We start from the raw sequence: 21,579 nt of genomic DNA, 5'->3' as shown, positions 1-21,579 counted from the left end.
TGTGCGAGGGGCGGCCCGATCGGCTGTCCCCCAAGACTGAGGGGGCCCCATGGCCGACAAGACACTCACAAAAACGCTGGCGGATCTTGGGTTGACCGCCAATGGCAATGGCGGGGGCGATGTAAAGATCACCGGCCTGTCGGTGGACAGCCGTCAGGTCAGGCCCGGCCACCTGTTTGCAGCCCTCCCCGGTGCGCGTGTGCATGGGGGGGAGTTTATTCAATATGCGCTGCGTATGAAGGCAGGGGCCATCCTGACCGACCCGGAAGGGGCACGCATTGCCGCCGCTGAGCTGGCATCGGCAGATGCAGCCCTTGTTGTGGTCGAGGATCCGCGCATGACGCTGGCCTATGCGGCGGCGCTCTGGTCTGGTGCCCAGCCCGAAAACATGGTTGCGGTCACCGGCACCAATGGCAAGACGTCCGTTGCCAGTTTCACCCGCCAGATCTGGGAACATATGGGGCTTCAGGCGGCCAATCTTGGCACTGCCGGGGTTGAGGGTGCCTATACAGCCCCGATGACCCACACCACCCCGGAACCGATCACGCTTCATGCCCTGCTGGCAGAGATGGCCGGGGCGGGGATCACCCATGCCTCGATGGAAGCGTCTTCGCACGGGCTTGCGCAGCGGCGCCTCGACGGGGTTCGCCTGACCGCCGCAGGGTTTACCAATTTCACCCAGGACCACCTCGATTATCACGAAACATTCGAGGAGTATTTCCACGCCAAGTCCGGGCTGTTTCGTCGGGTCCTTCCTGATGACGCCACCGCCGTGATCAATATGGATGACCCGAAAGGGCAGGAGATGTTTGATATCGCGCTGGGGCGCGGACAGAACGTGATCCGGGTCGGCAGCCATGCCGATTGTGACCTGCGGCTCACCGCGCGGCGGTTTGATGCCACCGGGCAGGATCTGCGCTTTGACTGGCTGGGAGAGCCGCATATGGCGCGGCTCGACCTGATCGGCGGGTTTCAGGCGGAAAACGTGCTGCTGGCGGCCGGGCTGGCGATTGCCTGCGGGGCGGAACCGTCCGGAGTGTTCGCCACGTTCAAACATCTTGAAACCGTGCGGGGCCGGATGCAGCTTGCAGCGACCCGGGACAATGGCGCGTCCGTTTTTGTCGATTATGCCCATACGCCGGATGCGCTGAAAACCGCGCTCAGGGCCATCCGCCCACATGTGCTGGGCAGGCTTGTGGTGGTGTTCGGTGCCGGCGGGGACCGCGATACCTCGAAACGCAAACTGATGGGCGAGGCCGCCGCGGCCAATGCCGACGTGGTCTTTGTCACCGATGACAATCCCCGCACCGAAGACCCCGATCTGATCCGTGCCATGGTGATGCAGGGCTGCCCGAATGCCAATAATGTGGGCGACCGTGCCGAGGCGATTTTGCGCGGTGTCGATGCGTTGGGGCCGGGGGATACGCTTTTGATTGCGGGCAAGGGGCATGAGACCGGGCAGACCATCGGCAATGATGTGTTCCCGTTTGATGATGTGGAGCAGGCCTCGGTTGCGGTCGCGGCGCTGGATGGGAAACTGACATGAGCTTGTGGACAGCGCATGAGGCCGCAAAGGCCACCGGGGGCAAGGTTCTGGGCGGGGACTGGAGCGTCGAGGGGGTGTCGATTGATACCCGAACGATCCAGCCCGGCGATCTGTTCGTGGCGCTGAAAGCGGCGCGGGACGGGCATGATTTCGTGGCGCAGGCGCTTGCCGCCGGGGCCGGTGCGGCGCTGGTCAGCCGCCTGCCGGAGGGGGTGGACAAAGAGGCGCCGCTTCTTCTGGTCGAGGACGTGTTGGGTGCCCTTGAGGATCTGGGCCGGGCGGCCCGTGCGCGCACGCGCGCGCGTGTGGTGGCGGTGACGGGATCCGTCGGCAAAACTTCAACCAAGGAGATGCTGCGCGCAGTGCTGAGCCCTCAGGGCAGGACCCACGCGGCTGAGGCCAGCTACAACAACCATTGGGGTGTGCCGCTGACCCTCGCTCGGATGCCTGCTGATACGGACTATGCCGTGATCGAGATCGGCATGAACCACCCCGGTGAAATTGCACCGCTTTCGAAAATGGCCCGCCCACATGTGGCGATGGTCACCACCGTGGCGGCGGCCCATCTTGAGGCGTTTGAGGATATCTCGGGCATTGCGCGCGAAAAAGGGGCGATCTTTCAGGGGTTGGAGCCGGGCGGCGTGGCGGTAGTGAATGGCGATCTGCCGACCACGGACATCTTGCTGGCAGCCGCGAAAGGCGCCCGGACCGAGACTTTTGGGGCAAAGGCCGGGAATGCCAACCGCCTGACCCATGTGTCGCTCACGGAAGAGGCGACGATTTGCAAAGGGATCGTGGCGGGGCAGGAATATTTATTCAAAATCGCAACTCCGGGAAGGCATTTTGCAAGCAATGCATTGGCCGTGCTGGTTGCGGCCCGCGCCCTTGGGGCAGAGGCCATGCTGGCGGCGCAGGATATGCCGCTTTGGCAGCCGCCAGCCGGGCGGGGCACCCGTGAGGACGTGGTGCTGGATGCGCCAGAGGGGCTGTCACTCACCCTGATCGACGATGCCTTCAACGCCAACCCGACCTCGATGGCGGCAGCGCTTGAGGTGCTGTCGATCATGCAGCCTGTGGACGGGGTGGGTGAGCTTCAGAAAGGCCGCCGGATTGCAATTCTGGGGGATATGCTGGAGCTGGGCCCTGAAGAGCAGAGCTTGCATGAGGCGATTGCGGATCTTCCCTATCTTGCGGATCTGGATGTGGTTCACTGTGTCGGACCCCGTATGAAGGCGCTCTGGGCGCGCCTGCCTGCGGAAAGGCAGGGGATCTGGGTGGAAAGCGCGCCTGAAATCCTTTCGCAGCTTTCCGGTTTGGTGGATGCCGGCGATATTGTGCTGGTCAAGGGGTCCAAAGGGTCCAAGGTCAGCCTTGCAGTTGACGCACTGCGCAAATTGGGCCATCCGAAACGCTGATCAGTATGACGCGCTTTTCCCCGTGAAGCGGGGCGGGTGGCAGGTAAAAGACGACAGGCGGCCCGGTTCGGAGGTCGCGTAATGAAGGGATGGTCCTGATGCTTTATTGGCTCACCGAGTTTTCGGATGGTGGCGACGTGTTCAACCTGTTTCGCTACATCACCTTTCGCTCGGGCGGGGCGTTCTTCACCGCACTTCTGTTTGGTTTCCTGTTCGGAAAGCCGCTGATCAATATCCTGCGTCGCAAGCAGGGCAAGGGGCAGCCAATCCGTGATGATGGGCCGCAGAGCCATCTGGAAAAACAGGGGACGCCGACCATGGGGGGGCTTTTGATCCTCTCGGCGCTTCTGGTGGCGACGTTGCTCTGGGCGCGGCTGGACAATGCGTTTATCTGGATCACGCTGTTTGTCACCTACGGGTTCGGGCTGATCGGATTTGCGGATGATTATGCGAAAGTGTCCAAAAACAACACGGCTGGCGTGTCGGGCAAGATCCGGCTGGCCCTGGGGCTGGCCATTGCCGCCATTGCCGCCATCTGGGCCTCGGCTTACCACCCGGAGGCTTTGCAATATCAGCTGGCATTTCCGTTCCTGAAGGATGCGCTGCTCAATATGAGTTTTCTGTTTATCCCCTTCGTGATGATCGTGATCGTGGGGTCCGCCAATGCGGTGAACCTGACGGATGGTCTGGACGGGCTTGCGGTGATGCCGGTGATGATTGCGGCCGCCACGCTGGGCATCATTGCCTATGCGGTGGGGCGGGTCGACTTTACCGAATATCTCGAGGTGCATTATGTGCCGGGCACGGGCGAGCTTTTGATCTTCACCTCGGCCCTGATCGGCGGCGGTTTGGGCTTTTTGTGGTATAATGCCCCCCCTGCGGCGGTGTTCATGGGGGATACCGGGTCGCTGGCGCTTGGCGGAGCTTTGGGTGCCATTGCGGTTGCGACCAAACACGAGCTGGTTCTGGCCATTGTCGGCGGTCTTTTTGTGGTCGAGGCCCTCTCGGTCATCATTCAGGTGCTTTACTATAAGCGCACCGGAAAACGCGTTTTCCTGATGGCGCCGATCCATCACCATTTTGAGCATAAAGGCTGGAAAGAGCCGCAGATTGTGATCCGGTTCTGGATCATCTCTCTGATCCTTGCGCTGATTGGTCTTGCAACGTTGAAGATCCGGTGATCGCAGAACATAAGCGCTGTGGTCCTGTCCCCGTCGGATGCCTCCGGCGGGGATATTTTTTGCAAGAGGAAAAGGGCGGGGCTTTTGTTTTGGCCGTAGCCGGTTTAAGTCGCTTCGACTTTTTAGTCGGAATATGGCAAAAGTCGAACCGCCTGGACGAAATGGGTTGTGAACATTTCCAAATGCAGTTCTGATCCACCCCAGTCTGGAAATGCTTTAGCGAAGAGACACAATGATGGAGGCAGGCGCATGATCCCGGTCAAAGGTTATGAAGGTCAGAAGGTTGCGGTCCTGGGGCTGGGACGTTCAGGTCTTGCGACGGCCCACGCGTTGGAAGCAGGTGGTGCGGTTGCGCTGTGCTGGGATGATGGGCAGGAGGCGCGCGACCGGGCCGAAGCGCAGGGGCTGAGCCTGCATGATCTTCACAAGGGCAATGCGTGGGAAGATGTTTCTGCGCTGATCGTCAGCCCCGGCATACCGCATCTCTATCCCGATCCCAACAAACTGATCGCGCGGGCGATGGAGGAAGGCGTGCCGGTGGACAATGACATCGGGCTTTTCTTCCGCAGTTTTGCCACGCAGGAATGGGACAATTTTGAAAAGCTGCCAAAGGTGGTGGCGGTGACCGGGTCCAATGGCAAATCGACCACGTCGGCGCTGATCCATCATATGATCGAAGCGGCAGGCCGGCCGGCGCAGCTGGCGGGAAATATTGGCCGTGGGGTTCTTGATATCGACCCGGCTCATGATGGTGAGGTGGTGGTGCTGGAACTGTCGAGCTATCAGACAGATCTTGCGCGGGCGCTGACACCGGATGTGGCGGTGTTTACCAATCTGTCGCCCGACCATCTGGATCGCCATGGCGGGATGGGCGGGTATTTTGCCGCGAAACGGCGCCTGTTTGCCGAAGGGGGACCAGATCGTGCGGTGATCGGTGTGGATGAGAAAGAAGGTGTGTTCCTTGCTGGACAATTGTCCGAAGGGGCCGCGGATGACAGGGTGATCCGGGTGTCGGTGGCGCGTAAACTGTCTGGTCCCGGGTGGCAGGTCTTTGCCCGCAAGGGGTTCTTGTCTGAGTATCGCAAAGGCCGACAGGTGGCATCGATCGACCTGCGGGCGATCAAGGGCCTGCCGGGCAGTCACAACCACCAGAATGCCTGTTGTGCTTATGCGGTGGGGCGTGCATTGGGGCTGGCACCGCGACAGATCGAAGCGGGGTTTGCCAGTTTTGCCGGCCTGCCGCATCGCTCCCAATTGGTGGGCGAAAAAGATGGCGTGGCGTTTGTGAACGATTCGAAAGCCACCAATGTGGACAGCGCCCGCGCGGCCCTTGCGGCCTTCAAAAATATCCGTTGGATTGCGGGGGGGCTGGGCAAGGATGGCGGCATTGAAAGTCTGAAAGATCAGTTGGGCAATGTGACGAAAGCCTATCTGATCGGACATTCGGGGCGTGAATTTGCTTTGCAAATCGGGGATTTGCCCCATGAAATCTGCGACACGATGGAACTCGCCGTGAGGGCTGCGGCCCGGGATGCGCAGGACGGTGATACCGTGCTTCTTGCCCCGGCTGCGGCATCATTCGATCAGTATCCGGATTTTGAGAAGCGGGGGGAAGATTTCACCCGTCTTGTTCGGGCGCTGCTCTGACATTCCGTTTGGATGTGGAGATGGGGGAAGGATTTCCACGTTTGCGATAACGGTATTCAGCAGTATGCAAATCTCCGAAAAAATAACGTGTTTATAAATACTTGCAATGTGTGTCGGCTCTGTTAACGCTTCGGTTCAGGAGGTTGCCCCGATGCGAATGTAACGACATCGCCGGGGTAGAAGGAGAAGCGTGCGATGTTTCCATTAGCAGATCACCCGGACCGCTATGGTCTGGCCAATGAACTACATGCCCGGCCTTTCCCGCCGGTTCAGACCCCTGCCGTTGCAGCCTATCTTGCGGTGAAACCTGGCTCGGATGCAGCCAGCCGCGACCGGGATGCGGATCGGGCGCATCTGATCGAGCTTTTGGATCGCCACGGCGCCCCGCATCCGCAGCCCAATGCCAGCCATTATTACGGGCAGATTGGTCGCCATCACCTGAAATGGGAAAGCCATACCGAGTTCGTGACCTACACGGTTTTCATGGACGGGCTTGCAGATCGGCCCTTTGATCCTTCGAAATTTGACGTGTTTCCAGATGATTGGGTGGCGCGTGCGCCGGGTGTCCGGGTCACGTCTGCCCTGATCCAGATCCAGGAACAACCCCCGAAGGAAGAGATGTGCAAGGCGATCTCTGAATGGTTTGTTGCGGAAAGCGTGGCGGTCAGCTGGGTGCTCGACCGGGCGGCGATCCTGATGGGGGATTTTCGCATCGATCCGGCGGGTCATATGCGGTTTTCCGTGTTTACGGCCCCCGGAACAGGACGTCGGCGCATCGGTCGTATCGTGCAGCGGATTTGCGAGATCGAGACCTATAAGTCGATGTCCATGTTTGGTCTGACGCGCGCGCGCAACCTGCATTCCCGTCTCGGCGCACTGGATGGAGAGCTGTCCCGGCTGGTGCAGAAAATGGGTCAGGGGGGGGATGCGGCCTCGACCCTGGATGAGCTTTTGTCGATTTCGGCGGAGCTGGAAGATCTGATGGCCAGAACGTCGTTCCGGTTCGGCGCGACGCAGGCCTATCGCGCCATTGTTGATCAACGTATCGAAGTGTTGCGCGAAGAACGGTTCGAGGGGCGCCAGACCTGGCAGGAATTCATGATGCGCCGCTATGATCCTGCGATGCGCACGGTGGAAAGTGCGGAACGCCAGCTGACCGCCATGGCGCAGCGGGCCAAGCGGGCAGGGGACCTGTTGCGTACCCGGGTTGATGTCGAACGCTCTGCACAGAACCAGGCGTTGCTGGAAAGCATGGACAAGCGGGCGCAGTTGCAGCTGCGGCTGCAAGAAACGGTCGAGGGGCTGTCGGTGGTGGCGATCAGCTATTACGCGGTTTCGCTGGCCAGCTATTTTGCTTATCCGCTTGCCAGTTGGCTGGGGATTTCCAAGGGGATGCTGACCGCGGGGCTTACGCTGCCGGTTGTGGCGCTGGTTTGGATGATGGTGCGCCGGATCCGCCACTCGATCGAGCATTGACGGCGCGCAGGATCACACGGTCCATGATCAGCGCGCCGGTGATGATCGCCGCCAGAGCGAACAGGGCCGTGGTCGACAGGATCGCAAGGCCCGACAGGCCTGCCCCCACGGTGCAGCCGCCTGCCAGCACGCCGCCAAACCCCATCAAACCCCCGCCAACCAGATACCGCCCCATCTGGGCGGGGTTTTCAAATCCCTGCCATTGAAAGCGGCGGGTGATCAGCGACAGGACAAGCCCGCCAAGAATGACACCGCCAATCAGGCCGGTGCCAAACCCTGCAGCGATCGACGATGAGGCGACGGACCAGAACAGGCTGTCGGCCCAGGGACCGGTGAAAGACAGGCTATCGACGGCAATCGGGTCAAACTCGTCCTGAAGCAAAAGCCCCGTGCCAAGCCAGCCGAGCGGAACCAAAACGCCAAGCAGGGACGAAAGGATAAGTTGCAGGGCCGAAAGCCGGGTTCTGATAAGCAGGAAAAGCGTGATCAGCAGGGGCAGAAAGGTGAAAAGTTGCGGCAGGCGTGTCACCTCGATCTCATATCCGGCGAGGGCGGTTCGCAGCGGGGCAAGCACACCTTTTTGGGTCGCAAGCGCCACAAGGGCCGCCACGCCAAGCACCGTCAATGCCCGCAGATTGCCGCTGCCGGACAGCACCGTCAGTCGTGACAGGCACCCCCGTGTCAAAGCCATCCCCGCGCCAAACAGCGCGCCCCCCAGCCCGGTTTGCAACAGGGGCAGCTGGGCCGAGAGCAGCCGATGTTCGGTGACCTCGATCACGCCGATCCAGCCAAGTGCCTGCGTGCCAATAAGGGCGACCGACAGGACCAAAAGCCATGTGGTCATCGCTGAGAGGCGCTCGGATCGGGCGCCCACCAGCCCGCGACGCAGGCAAAACCCGGTCGCAAAAGCCAGAATGCCAAAGCCGATCCCGAGGGTCAGCCCAAACCAGACAGAGGCCGTGCGCGGGCTCAGCTCTTCAAGACCCAGCCCCTCAATGACAAGGGTTTCGAACATCTTCACATCTCCGCTTATTGGAATGTGTTTCCAATGTCGGGTTGGGTGGCCTGATGCAAGAAAAGATTGTTTGCGAATGGGTGGGGTTTGAGGGAAAAAATTCCACAACCGGGTTTAAATGAAAGATCGTCCTTTCATGGTGGCCGCTGTCGCAGGGGCCGCTGTTTGGGCATCTGCCAATGTGTCGGTCAGATCTCCCTTTTTTGCATCCGGTTTGGGTGCTGCATCAAGCAGGATGGGGCATCCCGGTAGTTCAGTTCTTTTCAGGACCGGATTTCGCGGTAAGAAATCTCAATGTTGTGAGCGTTTCAGAACAAACATGTGTTTCAAGTTTATCCCGAAACGCTTTAGCGTGCCGAGATAGGAATTCCGTTTGGCCAAAGTGATCAGAGATGAGGTGTTACATGAAGCCGTTCCCGATCGCCGATACCTCTCCTGTCGTGCATGAGAACCCGTTGCCCGAAACCGCTGATCTGGTGGTCATCGGGGGCGGCGTGATCGGTATCACAACCGCGCTTTTTGCCGCCCGTGACGGGCTCAAGGTTGTTGTGCTTGAGAAAGGCCGTGTCGCGGGGGAGCAAAGCGGGCGCAACTGGGGCTGGATCCGGGTTCAGGGCCGTGATCACGCCGAAGTTCCGATTGCCTGCCATGCGCAGCAGCTCTGGCAGGAACTGGCCGCTCAGCTGGACACAGATATTGGCCTCAGGCAGTCCGGCGTGGCCTATCTTGCAGCCAATCCGCAGGAGGAGCTGGAGTTCCTGCCATTTCTGGCCGTTGCAAAAGAACATGGCCTGTCCACGCGCCTTTTGAATGGGGATGCCACGGCTGACCTGATGCGAGGGGCCAGGACACGGTTTCATTCGGCCCTGTGGACCGAGACCGACATGCGCGCTGAACCTTTTCTCGCGGTGCCAGCTCTTGCGCGACTGGCGGCGCGGGAAGGGGGCTGTATCGTTGAGAATTGCGCGGTGCGCGGGCTTGATCGGTCAGGCGGAGAGGTCACGGGGGTTCTGACCGACAGGGGGCACATCATAAAGTCGCGTCAGGTGGTGCTGGCGGCCGGGGCATGGTCCTCGTTGTTTCTGCGTCGCCATGGGGTGTCGATCCCGCAACTGGCCGTGCGCGCAACCGTGGCCCAGACCAAACCCTTGCCGGAGGTTGCCAGTTTTGCCGCCACGGGGGGCGGTCCGGTGTCGTTTCGCAGGCGTGCCGATGGGGGCTATACGCTTGCGCCGGGTGGGTTTCACGAATTCATGATTGGTCCAGATGCGGTCCGGGCCTGTCGCGCCTTCTGGCCCCTGGTAAAACAGGATCCCTTTGGCACCCGCTATCTGCCCGCAGCGCCAAACGGATACCCGGATGCCTGGACCACACCGCGGCGCTGGCGTGACGATGAGGTCAGCCCTTTTGAGCGGATGCGGGTTCTGAACCCCCGTCCTCATCTCGGTAAGGTGGATGCATTGGCCCGTGGATTTGCCACCCTGTTCCCGGATCTGGGAGAGGTCGGGCTGGAACGCGCTTGGGCCGGGATGATTGATGCGATGCCAGATGTGGTGCCAATCGTGGACGCGGTGCCGGGCCTGCCGGGGCTGATCCTGGCCACTGGCATGAGTGGCCACGGGTTTGGTATCGGTCCCGGCTTTGGTCGGATCGTGGCGGATCTTGTGCAGGGGCGCGCGCCGGGGCATGATATCTCACGCTTCCGCTTTTCGCGGTTCTCGGATGGGGCACCGTTAGAGCTTGGCCCCGCGTTATAATCAGTTTGCGCCCGGAGCGGGCCGGAAAGGACGGCGATATGCCCATCAAGAATAGATTTGCCGAGTTGCAGGGCGAAATCACCGCCTGGCGACGTGATTTTCACGCCCATCCCGAGATCCTGTTCGACACCCATCGCACAGCGCAGATCGTGGCGGATAAGCTGGCGGAATTCGGCTGTGATGAGGTGGTCACGGGCATTGGGCGCACCGGTGTGGTTGGGGTCATCAAGGGGCGCAAAACTGCCTCCGGCAAGGTGATTGGTCTGCGCGCCGATATGGATGCGCTGCCCATTCATGAGGAGACCGGGCTGGATTATGCCTCGAAAACCCCCGGAGCAATGCATGCCTGTGGCCATGACGGCCATACGGCGATGCTGCTGGGGGCGGCGAAATACCTGGCGGAGACCCGGAATTTTGACGGAACACTGGTGGTGATCTTCCAGCCCGCCGAAGAAGGCGGCGGTGGGGGCAAGGAAATGTGTGATGACGGGATGATGGCGCGTTTCGGCATTCAGGAAGTCTATGGCATGCATAACTGGCCCGGTGTGCCCACGGGCAGTTTCGCGATCCGCCCGGGGCCGTTTTTTGCAGCAACCGATGTGTGGAAAGTGACATTCGAGGGCAAGGGCGGGCATGCTGCCAAGCCGCATACCACGGTGGATCCGACTGTGATGGCGGCGCAGGCTGTGATGGCGCTTCAGACCGTTGCGGCGCGCAATGCCAATCCTGTCGATCAGCTTGTGGTCTCTGTCACCTCGTTCGAGACGTCGTCGACCGCCTTCAATGTCATCCCGCAACAGGTTGTAATAAAAGGCACAACCCGGACCCTGTCAGAGGAGGTCCGGGATCTGGCGCAGGACCGGATCACAGCCATCTGCGAAGGAATAGCCACCACGTTTGGGGGATGCGCCCGGGTGGAATACGATCGCAATTACCCGGTGATGGTGAACCATGAAGCGCAGACTGAGTTTGCTGCAGACGTGGCCCGCAGCGTATCGGGGAGCTGTGATGAGGCGCCGCTGGTCATGGGAGGAGAAGATTTCGCCTTCATGCTGGAAGAGCGTCCGGGCGCCTATATCCTTGTGGGCAATGGAGACACGGCCGCCGTGCACCATCCCGCCTATAATTTCAATGACGAGGTGATCCCGGCCGGGTGCAGCTGGTGGGCGGAGATAGCTGAGCAGCGCATGCCGATTGAGTGATGTCAGGGCAAAGGGCGCCCAAGCTTGCGCTTTGGGCGCGCTGTTGGTGGCTCACGTTGTGAGCCTGTTTGGGGCGTTGCCCCCGCCTTCGGCTCCCCCAGGATATTTGAAGCAAGGGGAAGGGGGCGGGGCATCAGGCAACTGGCCGGGGAGGAACGTGTTTCTGGAGAGATCTGAGGGGTGTGTTTGTTCTGTCAGCCCCACGAGATTGAGGTCTTTTGCGGCGTTTCGGTTTTCCTCGCCCCGGTTGTAAGTAAAGACGTTTTAGCCGCCGGTATGGCTCATGTGTCGCTGGGTCTGGCCGCTGACTTTCTGGCGTGAATAGTCGAAATCATGGCCTTTGGGTTTGCGGGCGATGGCGGCGTGGATCGCCTCGACCAGATGGGCGTCATCATTGTTTTCGCGAAGGGGCGCGCGCAGGTCGGTCATGCCGTCATGGCCAAGGCAGGTATAAAGCTGCCCGGTGCAGCTCATCCTGACCCGGTTGCAGCTTTCGCAGAAATTATGGCTGAGCGGTTGGATCAGGCCGATTTTCTGCCCGGTTTCTTCGACCCGCATATAGCGCGCCGGACCGCCGGTGTTGTCACCCAGATCGGTGAGTGTGTAGCGGGTGGCCAATTCGTTGCGCAGATCGGTGAGGGACCAGAACTGGCCCAAGCGGGCGACCTCATCCATGTCCCCCATCGGCATCACTTCGATAAAGGTCAGGTCCATATCGCGTTCGGCGCAGAAGCGGGTCAGGTCAAACAGTTCTTCCTGGTTGAAATCTTTCACCGCCACGGCGTTGATTTTCACGCGCAGCCCGGCCTTCTGGGCCGCTTCAATGCCGCGCAAGACCTGTGGCAGCCGACCCCACCGGGTGATTTTTGCAAATTTATCTTCGTCCAGCGTATCGAGGGAAACATTCACGCGGCGCACACCACAGGCGTAAAGCTCGTCCGCGAAACGATGTAGTTGTGATCCGTTGGTGGTGAGGGTGAGTTCCTTCAGGGCGCCGCTGTCCAGGTGGCGTGACATGGCGCGGAAAAACTCCATGATGCCCCGGCGCACCAGGGGTTCGCCCCCAGTGATGCGCAGCTTTGTCACCCCCAGCCCGATGAAAGCGGTGCAGATCCGGTCCAGCTCTTCCAGGGTCAGCAGGTCCTTTTTCGGCAGGAACGTCATGTGTTCAGACATGCAGTAGGTGCAGCGGAAATCACAACGGTCGGTCACGGACAGGCGCAGATAGGTGACCGGTCGCTGAAAGGGATCAACCAGGCGCGGCGCATCGGAGGAAGGCGAGGTGGTCATGTCGTTCGGCGTTTTCATGGCGTGACCCTATGCTTCGACCTTGGGGGATGCAAGGGTTGGACAGGTAAATCCCCATTGATCCACGATCAATTTTGCGTCACGCTTCGCAGTATGAAACAGTTGATTTCCATACCCGCTTTTGTGTTGATTTTGTCTGGTTGTGCTGAGTTTGAGGTGAAGCAAAACCCGCCAGCGCCCCCGGTTTCGGATGCAAACTCATCTGAGGCTGGAGCTGTCACGGAGTTGCCGCCTCCGCCTCAAGGGGCTGTGACTGTTGAACAATTTGATACGGCCAACAATGAGGCCCGGCAAGAAGCCGTGGCCGCCACCCCCGTGTCCAATGCCCGGTTGGGCAGCACAATCGCCACGCTGGGGGATGTTGCTCAGCCGGGGTTCTGGCTGGAAACGCCGCTGGTGAAATCGGTGCAGGAGGGTCGGGTGACGTCCAAGCAGACCGGGCGCACGGTCAAGGTGGAGTTGCGCCCGATCCCCGGGCCCGCGGGAGGCGGTAGCCGGCTTTCCCTGTCGGCGCTGCGCCTGCTGGACCTTCCTCTTGCGGGGCTACATGAGGTTGAGGTGTCAGACCTGTGATGGATCAGACTTGGCAGGCCGAAGGGCGGGCGCGAAAAACCGTGACCGGTTGGGGCCAATGGGGCGAAATGCGCGCAGCGTTTCGCTGGGACATTCCCGACTATTTCAACATTGCCGAACGCTGTTGCGACAGTTGGGCCGCAATTGATCCCACCCGCGTGGCGCTGACCCATGTGGCACAGGATGGGCAGGTGCAGGACTGGACTTATGGCCAGTTGAGCGCGCTTTCTGATCGTTTCGCCACTGTACTCAGGGCGTCGGGCGTGCAGAAAGGGGATCGGGTTGCGGTGCTGTTGGGGCAGGGGCCTGATGTGCTGATCAGCCATTTTGCCGCCTACAAAATCGGTGCGGTGATCTTGCCACTCTTTACGCTGTTCGGTGCGGATGCGCTGGCTTATCGCCTGTCGGATAGCGGTGCAAAGGTGGTGGTGACGGACCGTGCAAACCTTGCGAAAATCACGGAAATCCGTGCTGGGTTGCCGGGGTTGGAGCAGGTGTTCTTGGTGGATGGCGCAGGCGGTGACGTGCTGGATTTCCATGCTGAGATCACCAAGGCGTCCCCCTTGACGGAGCGGGAGCACACGCTGGCGGAAGATCCTGCTCTGATGATCTACACTTCGGGCACCACCGGCCCTCCCAAAGGGGTGCTGCATGCGCATCGCTTTTTGCTGGGGCATTTGCCCTGCGTCGAGACGTTCAATCCCGATTTCCCGCAACCGGGCGACAAGGGCTGGACCCCGGCCGACTGGGCCTGGATCGGTGGACTGATGGATCTGGCCATTCCGTTCCTTTATTTCGGCGTGCCGATTGTCAGTCACAGGATGCGTAAATTCGATGCGGGTGTGGCCTATCGGATGATTGCTGATCACAAGATCCGCAACCTGTTCCTGCCGCCAACGGCGCTGAAACTGATGCGCCAGTCCGAGGCCCCGCCTGACGGGGTGCATATCCGCTCAATCGGAACAGGTGGTGAGAGCCTCGGGGCGGAACTGCTTGGCTGGGCGCGTGATGTGCTGGGGGTCGAACTGAACGAGTTTTACGGCCAGACCGAATGCAACCTTGTGATTTCCTCCGTTGCGGGGGCGATGCAGGTCAAGCCGGGGGCGATGGGGCAGGCCATTCCGGGGCATGAGGTGACGGTTCTGGATGCCAGCGGGCGCGAATGTGCGCCGGGGGAAATGGGCGAAATTGCCGTGCGCGCACCGGACCCGGTCATGTTTCTGCGCTATTGGAACCTGCCGGAGAAGACGGAACAGAAATTCACCGGACCCTGGATGCGCACGGGGGATCTGGCGACACGGGATGGCGAGGGCTATTTCACCTTTGCCTCGCGCGATGATGACGTGATCACCTCGGCAGGCTATCGGATTGGCCCGTCCGAGATTGAAAACTGCCTGATGGCGCATCCTGACGTGGTGATGGCGGCTGTGGTTGGGGTGCCGGATCCGCTGCGCACGGAGGTGGTCAAGGCGGTGGTTGTATTGCGTGACGGGGTGGACCCGGCTGGTAAGGATGACGAACTGGTGGAACTGGTCAAGGCGCGGATCAGCCCGCATGTGGCGCCGCGGCTGGTGGAATTTGTCACAAACCTGCCCATGACCGCCACCGGGAAGATCATGCGCCGAGAGCTGCGGTGAGAACTGCCCGAGAACTGCGCCGTGAACTGAGATGAGGGCCGGGGAACATTCCCCGGCTTTTCTATTTTTTCACAGGGCTTTATTCCTGCGCGGGGCTTTCGTCTGAAAGGTCCGGCGTAATGGCGGGTTCCGGGGCAGGTTCCGGCAGGTCCGCGACCGTAAAGCCGATATGGCGCCCGGCTTCTTTCACCGCAAAGGGTTTCATGATCGGCCCGTGCTCCATCAAAAAAGTGCGCGCGCGGGCGGCGTCATGTTTCGACAGGTCGCGCAGCCACCAGGCCACCGCCTTTTGCATGGCCCCGTGTTTCAGCGTGGCACATTCTGCGACCCATCCCAGGATGCGCTCACGGGCGGCCTCTTCCTCGGGTTTGGGGTGGTTCTGTTTGGTCCAGGGCAGGGTGATCACGAGGGCTGCACGCCGGATCCAGAGCGTATCGGGCCAGGGGGCCGCGCGCACCCACTCCTCGACCTCGTTCAGGCGGGACGGGTCCGCCACCAGGCGTTTTTGCCCCGCCATGCAGGCGTGATCGGCAATGGCCCAGCTGTCAAACTGTGGCACCCAGCTCTGGATCAGGTCCCATACGGCCTGATCGGGGCGGATACGCGCCTGTGTCAGCAGCTTGGCAGCAGCAATCCGGGCTTCGAAAATATTGCTATTCCAAAGTGCGTCTGCAAGCGTCACGCGTTCCTCTACGCTCAGCGCCTGACGCCAGGTTTTGGTCAGATCGTTCAGCACGGGATTTGAAACGCCCAGCACCTCGCGCGTCTGTTTGTGATAGGCTGCGCTTTCGACCGCCCGTTGCGGGTCGGCATAGGCGCGCATGGCATTCAGGGCATCCTCAAGGATCATGTGTCATCTCCCAGAATACCGGTGGGCATTCCGTCAATTGTGGTGGTGTTCTTCTCGGACCAATAGGGGGTCAGATCCTCCCCTTTGGCGTGAAGCGCGGTGATAAGCGTGTCGCGCTGGCGGGTCAACTCCATCTCGGGCACCGCATAGCCGCAGGAGGTCTGCACCAGTTCGACCTGCATGTCATAAATCTGGCGTGCGCCAAACGGGGTCCCAAACAGGGCCGCCTGCTCTGCCCAATCCGTGTCGCGCGGGTGGATGGCCCGCGCCGTGCCATAGGCGCGCAGGATCAGCGGGCGCGCTGCAAAACTGCACCACATCAGGGTCATCCGGTTTGCGGCGCGCAGATGTCCGGCGGTTTCATTTCCCGACCCGGTGTAATTCAGCCAAAGGATCCGGTTTGGTCCCAGAACGCGCAGGCTGTCCATCCCCTTGGGCGAGACATTGACCCGCCCGTTCGGCGCGGCTGTGCCTGTGAAAAACATCGGTTGCGCTTCGATGAAGCTGCGGTGGCTGTCGTCGATCCGGTCAAACTGCTTGGCCATGGGGATCCTTTCGGGATTGATCGGCGGCGTTACTCCACCGTTACGGATTTGGCAAGATTGCGTGGCTGATCCACGTCGGTGCCTTTGGCAATTGCGGTGTGATAGGCCAGCAGCTGCGCGGGGATCGCATAGAGGATCGGTTGCAGAAGTTCGGGCGCTTCGGGCATGGTAATTGCGTTCCAGACGCCATCGCCCGAGCTTTGGGCCGCGCGCGCGTCTGAGACCAGAAGCACCCGACCACCACGGGCCATCACTTCTTGCATGTTCGACACGGTCTTGTCGAAAAGGCCGTCATGGGGGGCCATCACCACGATCGGCGTGTGCTGATCCACAAGCGCAATCGGGCCGTGTTTCAGCTCGCCCGAGGCATAGCCTTCTGCATGGATATAGCTGATTTCCTTGAGTTTCAGCGCGCCTTCCAGAGCCAGAGGGAACATCTGGCCGCGTCCCAGAAACAGCACGTCCCGCGCTTCGGCCAGCTTGGAGGAGATCCTGCGGGTCTCCTCATCAATTGACAGGGCGGCGGACATGAGGCCGGGCAGCTGGCGCAGCTCAGCCAGCTTGGTGGCAAGCCCGTCCGCGCTCAGATGTCCACGCGCATGGGCCGCTTTCAGGGCCATCAGGGCAAAGCAGGTCAGCTGTGCGGTGAAGGCTTTTGTCGAGGCGACTGAGACTTCGACACCGGCGTGGATTTCCACCGCCACGTCACTTTCGCGCGCAATCGAGCTTTCGGGCATATTGATCAGGCTGAGGATATGATCGGCCTTGCCCTTGGCATAGCGCAGGGCCGCCAGCGTATCGGCGGTTTCACCGGACTGGCTGACAAACAGCGCCGCCGTGCGTGGGCTGAACGGGGCTTCGCGGTAACGGAATTCGGACGCCACGTCGATGTCCACGGGCAGGCGGGCATAGTGCTCGAACCAGTATTTTGCGGTCAGGCCAGCATAATAGGCCGTGCCGCAGGCGACAATTGACAGCCGGTCGATGGCGGCGAAATCCACCCCCTCAAGCTCCATGGTGATCTGGCCATTTTTCGCATAGGCCGAAATGACCTCACCAACCACGGTGGGCTGCTGGGCGATTTCCTTGGCCATATAGTGTTTGTAGCCGCCTTTTTCGGCCATGGTTGCATCCATCCGGACCTGTTTCATCGGGCGGTTGGTCTGGCGATTTTCCGCGTCGAAGATCTCGGCGCCTGCGCGGGTGATCACGGCCCAGTCGCCTTCTTCCAGATAGGTGACCCGGTCGGTCATCGGGGCCAGCGCAATGGCATCTGACCCGACAAACATCTCACCATCCCCATGGCCAATGGCCAGCGGGCTGCCCTTGCGTGCGGCGATCATCAGGTTGTCATGACCATCAAACAGGAAGCAGAGGGCAAAGGCACCTTCCAGCCGGGCCAGCGTGGCGCGCACGGCGTCAACCGGGCTGGCCCCTTTGTCGATCCGGCTTTGGGTCATCAGGGCGACAGTTTCGGTATCGGTCTCCGTGCAGAAATGGATCCCTTCAGCGGCGAGTTCCGCGCGCAGTTCTCGGAAGTTCTCGATGATCCCGTTATGGACCACCGCCACGGTGCCCGCGCGATGGGGGTGGGCATTGTCGGTGGTCGGGGCGCCATGAGTGGCCCAGCGGGTGTGGCCAATGCCGGATTTGCCAGCCAGAGGATGATGCACCAGATGGTCCGACAGGTTCACCAGTTTGCCCACGGTGCGGCGACGGGCCAGCGCCCCCTCGTCGTTTACCGTTGCAATACCCGCACTGTCATAGCCGCGATATTCCAGCCGCTTCAGCGCTTCGACCAGGATCGGGGCGGCTTCGTGATTGCCTAGAACGCCAACAATTCCGCACATGTCACTTGCCTTCCTGTTTGCGCGCCTTGAGCGCCTTGAGTTTTTTGAACAGTTTCACCGCAAGGCCCGGTTTGATCTGCTGATCCGCCCGCGCAATCGCCAGCGCCCCGTCGGGCACGTCCCGGGTGATGATCGAACCTGACGCTGTCATCGCCTCATCCCCCACACGGACCGGGGCCACCAGCATCGTGTCAGAGCCGATAAAGGCGCGTTTGCCGATATGGGTGTGGTGTTTCATCACGCCATCATAGTTGCAGGTGACGGTGCCCGCACCCAGGTTTGCCTCGTCTCCCACAGTCGCGTCCCCCACGTAAGACAGGTGATTGACCTTGGCCCCTTCGCCGATCTGCGCATTCTTGATTTCCACGAAATTGCCGATCTTGGCGCCATTGGCAAGCTCGGCCCCCGGGCGCAGCCGCGCATAGGGCCCGACGATGGCGCCGGTGGAGACGTGGCAGCCTTCGAAATGGCTGAAGGCCCGCAGCCGTGCACCGCTTTCCACCGTCACCTCTGGGCCGAAATAGACATTCGGTTCGATGAAGGCATCGCGCCCCACCACGGTGTCGAGTGAGAAGAACACGGTTTTTGGGGCCTGAAGTGTCACCCCGTCCTCCAGCAGCTCTGCGCGGCGGCGGGTCTGAAACAGCTCTTCTGCGGCAGCCAGTTCCGCGCGGGAGTTGATGCCGAGCGTTTCCGCCTCGTCGCAGGTGACGGCCACGGCCCGCAATCCCCGACTATTGGCGATTTCCACAATATCCGTCAGGTAATACTCGCCCGACGCATTGTCGTTGCCCACGCCGTCAATCAGCGAAAACAGGGTCTGGGCGTCCGCTGCAACCACACCGCTGTTGCAAAGCGTTATGGCGCGTTCCGCGTCATTGGCATCTTTGAATTCGACAATGCGGGTCAAGGTTTTGTTTTCCACAACCAGGCGGCCATATCGGCCAGGATCAGCCGCCTCAAAGCCAAGCACCACCACATCCGCGCCGTTCTGGCGTGCGTCGGCCATGGCCTGAAGCGTCTCCGGGCGAATGAAAGGCGTATCACCATAGAGGACAATCGCGTCACCTTCAAAGCCAGCCAGTGCCTCGCGGGCCTGCAACACGGCATGGCCGGTGCCAAGCTGGTCTTCCTGAACGGCCAGCGTGATGTCGGGGTCGATCTCATGGGCGGCTTTCCTGACCAGATCCGCCCCATGGCCCACCACCATCACCGTGCGCTCTGCCGCCAGATCACGGCCCGAGGCCAGCGCATGGGCAAACAGCGGCGCATTGCCCACCTCGTGCAACACTTTGGGAAGGTCCGATTTCATCCGTGTGCCGCGTCCTGCGGCCAGCAGGATCAGGGCGGTGGGCAAGGGTGTGGTCATGGTGATCTGCTCTTTTAAATCCGTTGGTCCCGTTTTACCTCTTGGGTAAGCGCCCGCAAGAGGGCTAGGTTCACTTAACTTTACCATGGATTACACATCGGGCCATATCGACGCCGCAACTGGCGTGTTTTTGCCGAAACCCGATCACCGCAGAAAAGAGGGGCAGATGCAGACTGTTATCTTCGATCTTGATGGGACGCTGGCGGACACATCCGGCGATCTGATCGCCGCTGCCAATGCCTGCTTTCAGGCGCTGGGACAGGGGCAGCCGCTTGATCCGGTGGCGGATGCCCTGACCGCCTTTCACGGAGGGCGCGCGATGCTGCATCTGGGGTTCGAGCGGTTGGGGCATGGGGATGTTTCGCAGCGCGACCCCCATGTGGAGCGTGAGTTCCCCAACCTGCTGGACCATTACCGTATCGGGATCGACCGGCATACAAGGCTTTATCCCGGCGCAGTGGCGGCGGTGAAACGGTTGCGCGCGCAGGGCTATGCGGTGGGGATCTGCACCAACAAGCCTGAGGGGCTGGCCGATCTTCTGCTGGCGCGACTGGGGATCCGGGACCTGTTCACGTCGCTGATCGGTGCAGACACTCTGCCCACCCGCAAACCGGACCCCGCACCCTATCTGGCATCGGTCGAACAGGCTGGCGGTCGTGTCGAGGCGTCGCTGATCATCGGGGATACCATGACCGACCGGGAAACGGCGCGCGCAGCCGGCGTGCCCTGCATTCTGGTGGGGTTCGGTCCGGAGGGGCAGGGCGTGTCGCGGCTTGCCCCCGAAGCGATGCTGGACCATTTCGATCATCTGGACGACATTGTCGCCCGGTTGATTGGCCTGCCGGTCACGGCGTGACAGTAGGGGGCGGGTGGTTTGGGGAAAGGCGCGCATATGACTGAACAAGAGATCTTTTCCGGAAATTTTACCCAGCAGGAACCGATCCCCGACGATGCGGTTGCCGCCGCGCTTGAGGTGCTGCGCCATGGGCGCCTGCATCGCTATAACGTCGCCGAGGAAGAATTGTCGCAAACTGCGCTTCTGGAGCAGGAATTTGCCGCCGCAATGGGCGCGAAATACGCGCTGGCCGTGTCGTCGGGCGGCTATGCCATCGCAACCGCTCTGCGTGCCGTGGGGGTGCAACCGGGGGAAGCGGTGCTGACCAACGCCTTTACCCTGGCTCCGGTCCCTGGGGCCATCGTGTCACTGGGGGCACGGCCCGTTTTTGTCGAGGTCACCGAGGCGCTGACGATTGATCTGGAGGATCTGGAGGCAAAGCTGCCCCAGGCCAAAGTTCTGCTGCTCAGCCATATGCGCGGGCATATCTGCGACATGGACCGGCTGATGGCGCTTTGCAATGCGGCCGGGGTGGTGGTGATCGAGGATTGCGCCCACACGATGGGCGCGCGCTGGAACGGGGTTTTGTCCGGGCGGCACGGGGCGATGGCCGCCTATTCGACCCAGACCTACAAGCACCTGAATTCCGGGGAAGGCGGGCTGTTGATTTCGGATGATCCTGACCTGATGGCACGGGCCACGATCCTGTCGGGATCTTACATGCTTTATGAACGTCATCTGGCCGCCCCGCCGCCCGAGGCCTTTGCTGAGATCAAATACCTCACCCCGAATATCTCTGGTCGTATGGACAATCTGCGCGCGGCGATCCTGCGGCCTCAGCTGGCCAGGTTAGGGGACCAATGTGCTGGGTGGAATGCCCGGTATCGCGCGGTCGAGGCGGGGCTGGCGCAAACGTCCGGACTGACGTTGATTGATCGCCCTGAGGCGGAAGACTATGTCATGTCGTCTTTCCAGTTCCTGCTGTTGGACTGGGCGGCAGAAAAGGTGGAGGACGTGGTAAGGCGTTGTGCGGCGCGCGGTGTTGAGTTGAAATGGTTTGGCGCGTCAGAGCCCACGGGTTTTACCAGCCGATATGACAGCTGGCGATATGCAGACCCGCCCCGCCTGCCGAGGACGGACCGGATCCTGAGGGCGGTCTTGGATCTGCGCCTGCCGCTGACCTTCAGCCTTGATGATTGCGCCCAAATCGCGCGGATCATCCGCGACGAAGTGGCCGTGGCGTCTCAGAACCGGGCGCCATAACCTCCTCTGTTCCCGATTGACGGCAGACCTGCCCAGCGTCTGGGCACGCGTCGTTTCACCTTCTGATCTGCCTGGCATGGGGATTTGCGACGCTGCGTCCCCATTGACCC

Annotated in this window: 17 protein-coding genes; 11 read left to right on the top strand and 6 right to left on the bottom strand. The window is 61.1% G+C overall.

What is annotated here, in order from left to right; all coding sequences use genetic code 11:
- Positions 1-49 precede the first annotated feature (49 nt).
- From XMD517_RS05430 to XMD517_RS05410, 5 genes are all read left to right on the top strand, one after another.
- Positions 50-1,546, top strand: coding sequence for a UDP-N-acetylmuramoyl-L-alanyl-D-glutamate--2,6-diaminopimelate ligase (locus XMD517_RS05430; RefSeq protein ID WP_173486512.1), 1,497 nt, complete (start codon positions 50-52; stop codon positions 1,544-1,546).
- A complete protein-coding gene (murF, locus tag XMD517_RS05425; protein ID WP_173486511.1) occupies positions 1,543-2,961 on the top strand; it encodes a UDP-N-acetylmuramoyl-tripeptide--D-alanyl-D-alanine ligase in 1,419 nt (472 codons plus the stop codon). The genes XMD517_RS05430 and murF overlap by 4 nt, the downstream gene beginning before the upstream one ends.
- 98 nt (positions 2,962-3,059) lie before the next feature.
- Complete coding sequence (mraY, locus tag XMD517_RS05420; protein WP_173486510.1) at positions 3,060-4,142, top strand: phospho-N-acetylmuramoyl-pentapeptide-transferase; 1,083 nt, start codon at positions 3,060-3,062, stop codon at positions 4,140-4,142.
- Positions 4,143-4,391: 249 nt separating this feature from the next.
- Positions 4,392-5,789, top strand: coding sequence for a UDP-N-acetylmuramoyl-L-alanine--D-glutamate ligase (gene murD, locus XMD517_RS05415; protein ID WP_173486509.1), 1,398 nt, complete (start codon positions 4,392-4,394; stop codon positions 5,787-5,789).
- Positions 5,790-5,984: 195 nt separating this feature from the next.
- The gene (locus XMD517_RS05410; protein WP_173486508.1) at positions 5,985-7,265 is read left to right on the top strand and encodes a DUF3422 family protein; all 1,281 of its coding nucleotides are present in this window, start codon (positions 5,985-5,987) and stop codon (positions 7,263-7,265) included.
- Here the strand turns inward: XMD517_RS05410 and XMD517_RS05405 are convergent.
- Positions 7,198-8,280, bottom strand: coding sequence for a YeeE/YedE thiosulfate transporter family protein (locus XMD517_RS05405; RefSeq protein WP_173486507.1), 1,083 nt, complete (start codon positions 8,278-8,280; stop codon positions 7,198-7,200). The two genes, XMD517_RS05410 and XMD517_RS05405, sit on opposite strands and share 68 nt — an antisense overlap.
- 404 nt (positions 8,281-8,684) lie before the next feature.
- Between XMD517_RS05405 and XMD517_RS05400 the strand changes: the two genes are divergently transcribed.
- On the top strand, positions 8,685-10,037 hold the full coding sequence (locus XMD517_RS05400) for an FAD-binding oxidoreductase (RefSeq protein ID WP_173486506.1): 1,353 nt from the start codon (positions 8,685-8,687) through the stop codon (positions 10,035-10,037).
- A gap of 38 nt (positions 10,038-10,075) precedes the next feature.
- Positions 10,076-11,239, top strand: coding sequence for a M20 aminoacylase family protein (locus XMD517_RS05395; protein ID WP_173486505.1), 1,164 nt, complete (start codon positions 10,076-10,078; stop codon positions 11,237-11,239).
- A gap of 264 nt (positions 11,240-11,503) precedes the next feature.
- Here XMD517_RS05395 and moaA read toward each other — a convergent pair whose 3' ends face one another.
- Complete coding sequence (gene moaA / locus XMD517_RS05390) at positions 11,504-12,547, bottom strand: GTP 3',8-cyclase MoaA (protein WP_254449708.1); 1,044 nt, start codon at positions 12,545-12,547, stop codon at positions 11,504-11,506.
- Positions 12,548-12,796: 249 nt separating this feature from the next.
- Between moaA and XMD517_RS05385 the strand changes: the two genes are divergently transcribed.
- Both XMD517_RS05385 and XMD517_RS05380 read left to right on the top strand, forming a co-directional pair.
- The gene (locus XMD517_RS05385; protein ID WP_368493352.1) at positions 12,797-13,120 is read left to right on the top strand and encodes a D-galactarate dehydratase; all 324 of its coding nucleotides are present in this window, start codon (positions 12,797-12,799) and stop codon (positions 13,118-13,120) included.
- On the top strand, positions 13,120-14,757 hold the full coding sequence (locus tag XMD517_RS05380) for an AMP-binding protein (RefSeq protein WP_254449707.1): 1,638 nt from the start codon (positions 13,120-13,122) through the stop codon (positions 14,755-14,757). The genes XMD517_RS05385 and XMD517_RS05380 overlap by 1 nt, the downstream gene beginning before the upstream one ends.
- A gap of 79 nt (positions 14,758-14,836) precedes the next feature.
- Here the strand turns inward: XMD517_RS05380 and XMD517_RS05375 are convergent, their stop codons facing one another.
- The 4 genes from XMD517_RS05375 to glmU are packed head-to-tail and all read right to left on the bottom strand — an operon-like array spanning position 14,837 to position 19,359.
- Positions 14,837-15,607: a DNA alkylation repair protein gene (locus XMD517_RS05375; protein ID WP_173486503.1), complete on the bottom strand. Its 771-nt coding sequence runs from the start codon at positions 15,605-15,607 to the stop codon at positions 14,837-14,839.
- Positions 15,604-16,152 (bottom strand): pyridoxamine 5'-phosphate oxidase family protein, encoded by a 549-nt coding sequence (locus XMD517_RS05370; RefSeq protein WP_173486502.1) that lies wholly within the window; start codon positions 16,150-16,152, stop codon positions 15,604-15,606. Before XMD517_RS05370 ends, XMD517_RS05375 begins: the two co-directional genes overlap by 4 nt.
- Before the next feature lie 29 nt (positions 16,153-16,181).
- Positions 16,182-18,002 (bottom strand): glutamine--fructose-6-phosphate transaminase (isomerizing), encoded by a 1,821-nt coding sequence (gene glmS, locus XMD517_RS05365; RefSeq protein WP_173486501.1) that lies wholly within the window; start codon positions 18,000-18,002, stop codon positions 16,182-16,184.
- Between the two features lies 1 nt (position 18,003).
- Entirely contained in the window at positions 18,004-19,359 is a 1,356-nt protein-coding gene (gene glmU / locus XMD517_RS05360) for a bifunctional UDP-N-acetylglucosamine diphosphorylase/glucosamine-1-phosphate N-acetyltransferase GlmU (protein ID WP_173486682.1), read from the bottom strand.
- 178 nt (positions 19,360-19,537) lie between these two features.
- Between glmU and XMD517_RS05355 the strand changes: the two genes are divergently transcribed.
- Together XMD517_RS05355 and XMD517_RS05350 are read left to right on the top strand one after the other, a co-directional pair.
- Positions 19,538-20,227 (top strand): HAD-IA family hydrolase, encoded by a 690-nt coding sequence (locus tag XMD517_RS05355; protein WP_173486500.1) that lies wholly within the window; start codon positions 19,538-19,540, stop codon positions 20,225-20,227.
- 36 nt (positions 20,228-20,263) lie between these two features.
- On the top strand, positions 20,264-21,469 hold the full coding sequence (locus tag XMD517_RS05350; protein ID WP_173486499.1) for a DegT/DnrJ/EryC1/StrS aminotransferase family protein: 1,206 nt from the start codon (positions 20,264-20,266) through the stop codon (positions 21,467-21,469).
- Positions 21,470-21,579 lie beyond the last annotated feature (110 nt).

Source organism: Aliiroseovarius sp. xm-d-517, assembly GCF_013283135.1.
GTDB classification, from domain to species: domain Bacteria; phylum Pseudomonadota; class Alphaproteobacteria; order Rhodobacterales; family Rhodobacteraceae; genus Aliiroseovarius; species Aliiroseovarius crassostreae.
The sequence above is the reverse complement of the archived record's forward strand: the minus strand, read 5'-3'. Positions and strand labels throughout refer to the sequence as shown.

Excerpts from the sequence above, each read along its gene's own strand:
- XMD517_RS05430 (WP_173486512.1), top strand. The coding sequence starts at position 50 with ATGGCCGACAAGACACTCACAAAAACGCTGGCGGATCTTGGGTTGACC.
- murF (WP_173486511.1), top strand. The coding sequence starts at position 1,543 with ATGAGCTTGTGGACAGCGCATGAGGCCGCAAAGGCCACCGGGGGCAAG.
- mraY (WP_173486510.1), top strand. The coding sequence starts at position 3,060 with ATGCTTTATTGGCTCACCGAGTTTTCGGATGGTGGCGACGTGTTCAAC.
- murD (WP_173486509.1), top strand. The coding sequence starts at position 4,392 with ATGATCCCGGTCAAAGGTTATGAAGGTCAGAAGGTTGCGGTCCTGGGG.
- XMD517_RS05410 (WP_173486508.1), top strand. The coding sequence starts at position 5,985 with ATGTTTCCATTAGCAGATCACCCGGACCGCTATGGTCTGGCCAATGAA.
- XMD517_RS05405 (WP_173486507.1), bottom strand. The coding sequence starts at position 8,280 with ATGTTCGAAACCCTTGTCATTGAGGGGCTGGGTCTTGAAGAGCTGAGC.
- XMD517_RS05400 (WP_173486506.1), top strand. The coding sequence starts at position 8,685 with ATGAAGCCGTTCCCGATCGCCGATACCTCTCCTGTCGTGCATGAGAAC.
- XMD517_RS05395 (WP_173486505.1), top strand. The coding sequence starts at position 10,076 with ATGCCCATCAAGAATAGATTTGCCGAGTTGCAGGGCGAAATCACCGCC.
- moaA (WP_254449708.1), bottom strand. The coding sequence starts at position 12,547 with ATGAAAACGCCGAACGACATGACCACCTCGCCTTCCTCCGATGCGCCG.
- XMD517_RS05380 (WP_254449707.1), top strand. The coding sequence starts at position 13,120 with ATGGATCAGACTTGGCAGGCCGAAGGGCGGGCGCGAAAAACCGTGACC.
- XMD517_RS05375 (WP_173486503.1), bottom strand. The coding sequence starts at position 15,607 with ATGATCCTTGAGGATGCCCTGAATGCCATGCGCGCCTATGCCGACCCG.
- XMD517_RS05370 (WP_173486502.1), bottom strand. The coding sequence starts at position 16,152 with ATGGCCAAGCAGTTTGACCGGATCGACGACAGCCACCGCAGCTTCATC.
- glmS (WP_173486501.1), bottom strand. The coding sequence starts at position 18,002 with ATGTGCGGAATTGTTGGCGTTCTAGGCAATCACGAAGCCGCCCCGATC.
- XMD517_RS05355 (WP_173486500.1), top strand. The coding sequence starts at position 19,538 with ATGCAGACTGTTATCTTCGATCTTGATGGGACGCTGGCGGACACATCC.
- XMD517_RS05350 (WP_173486499.1), top strand. The coding sequence starts at position 20,264 with ATGACTGAACAAGAGATCTTTTCCGGAAATTTTACCCAGCAGGAACCG.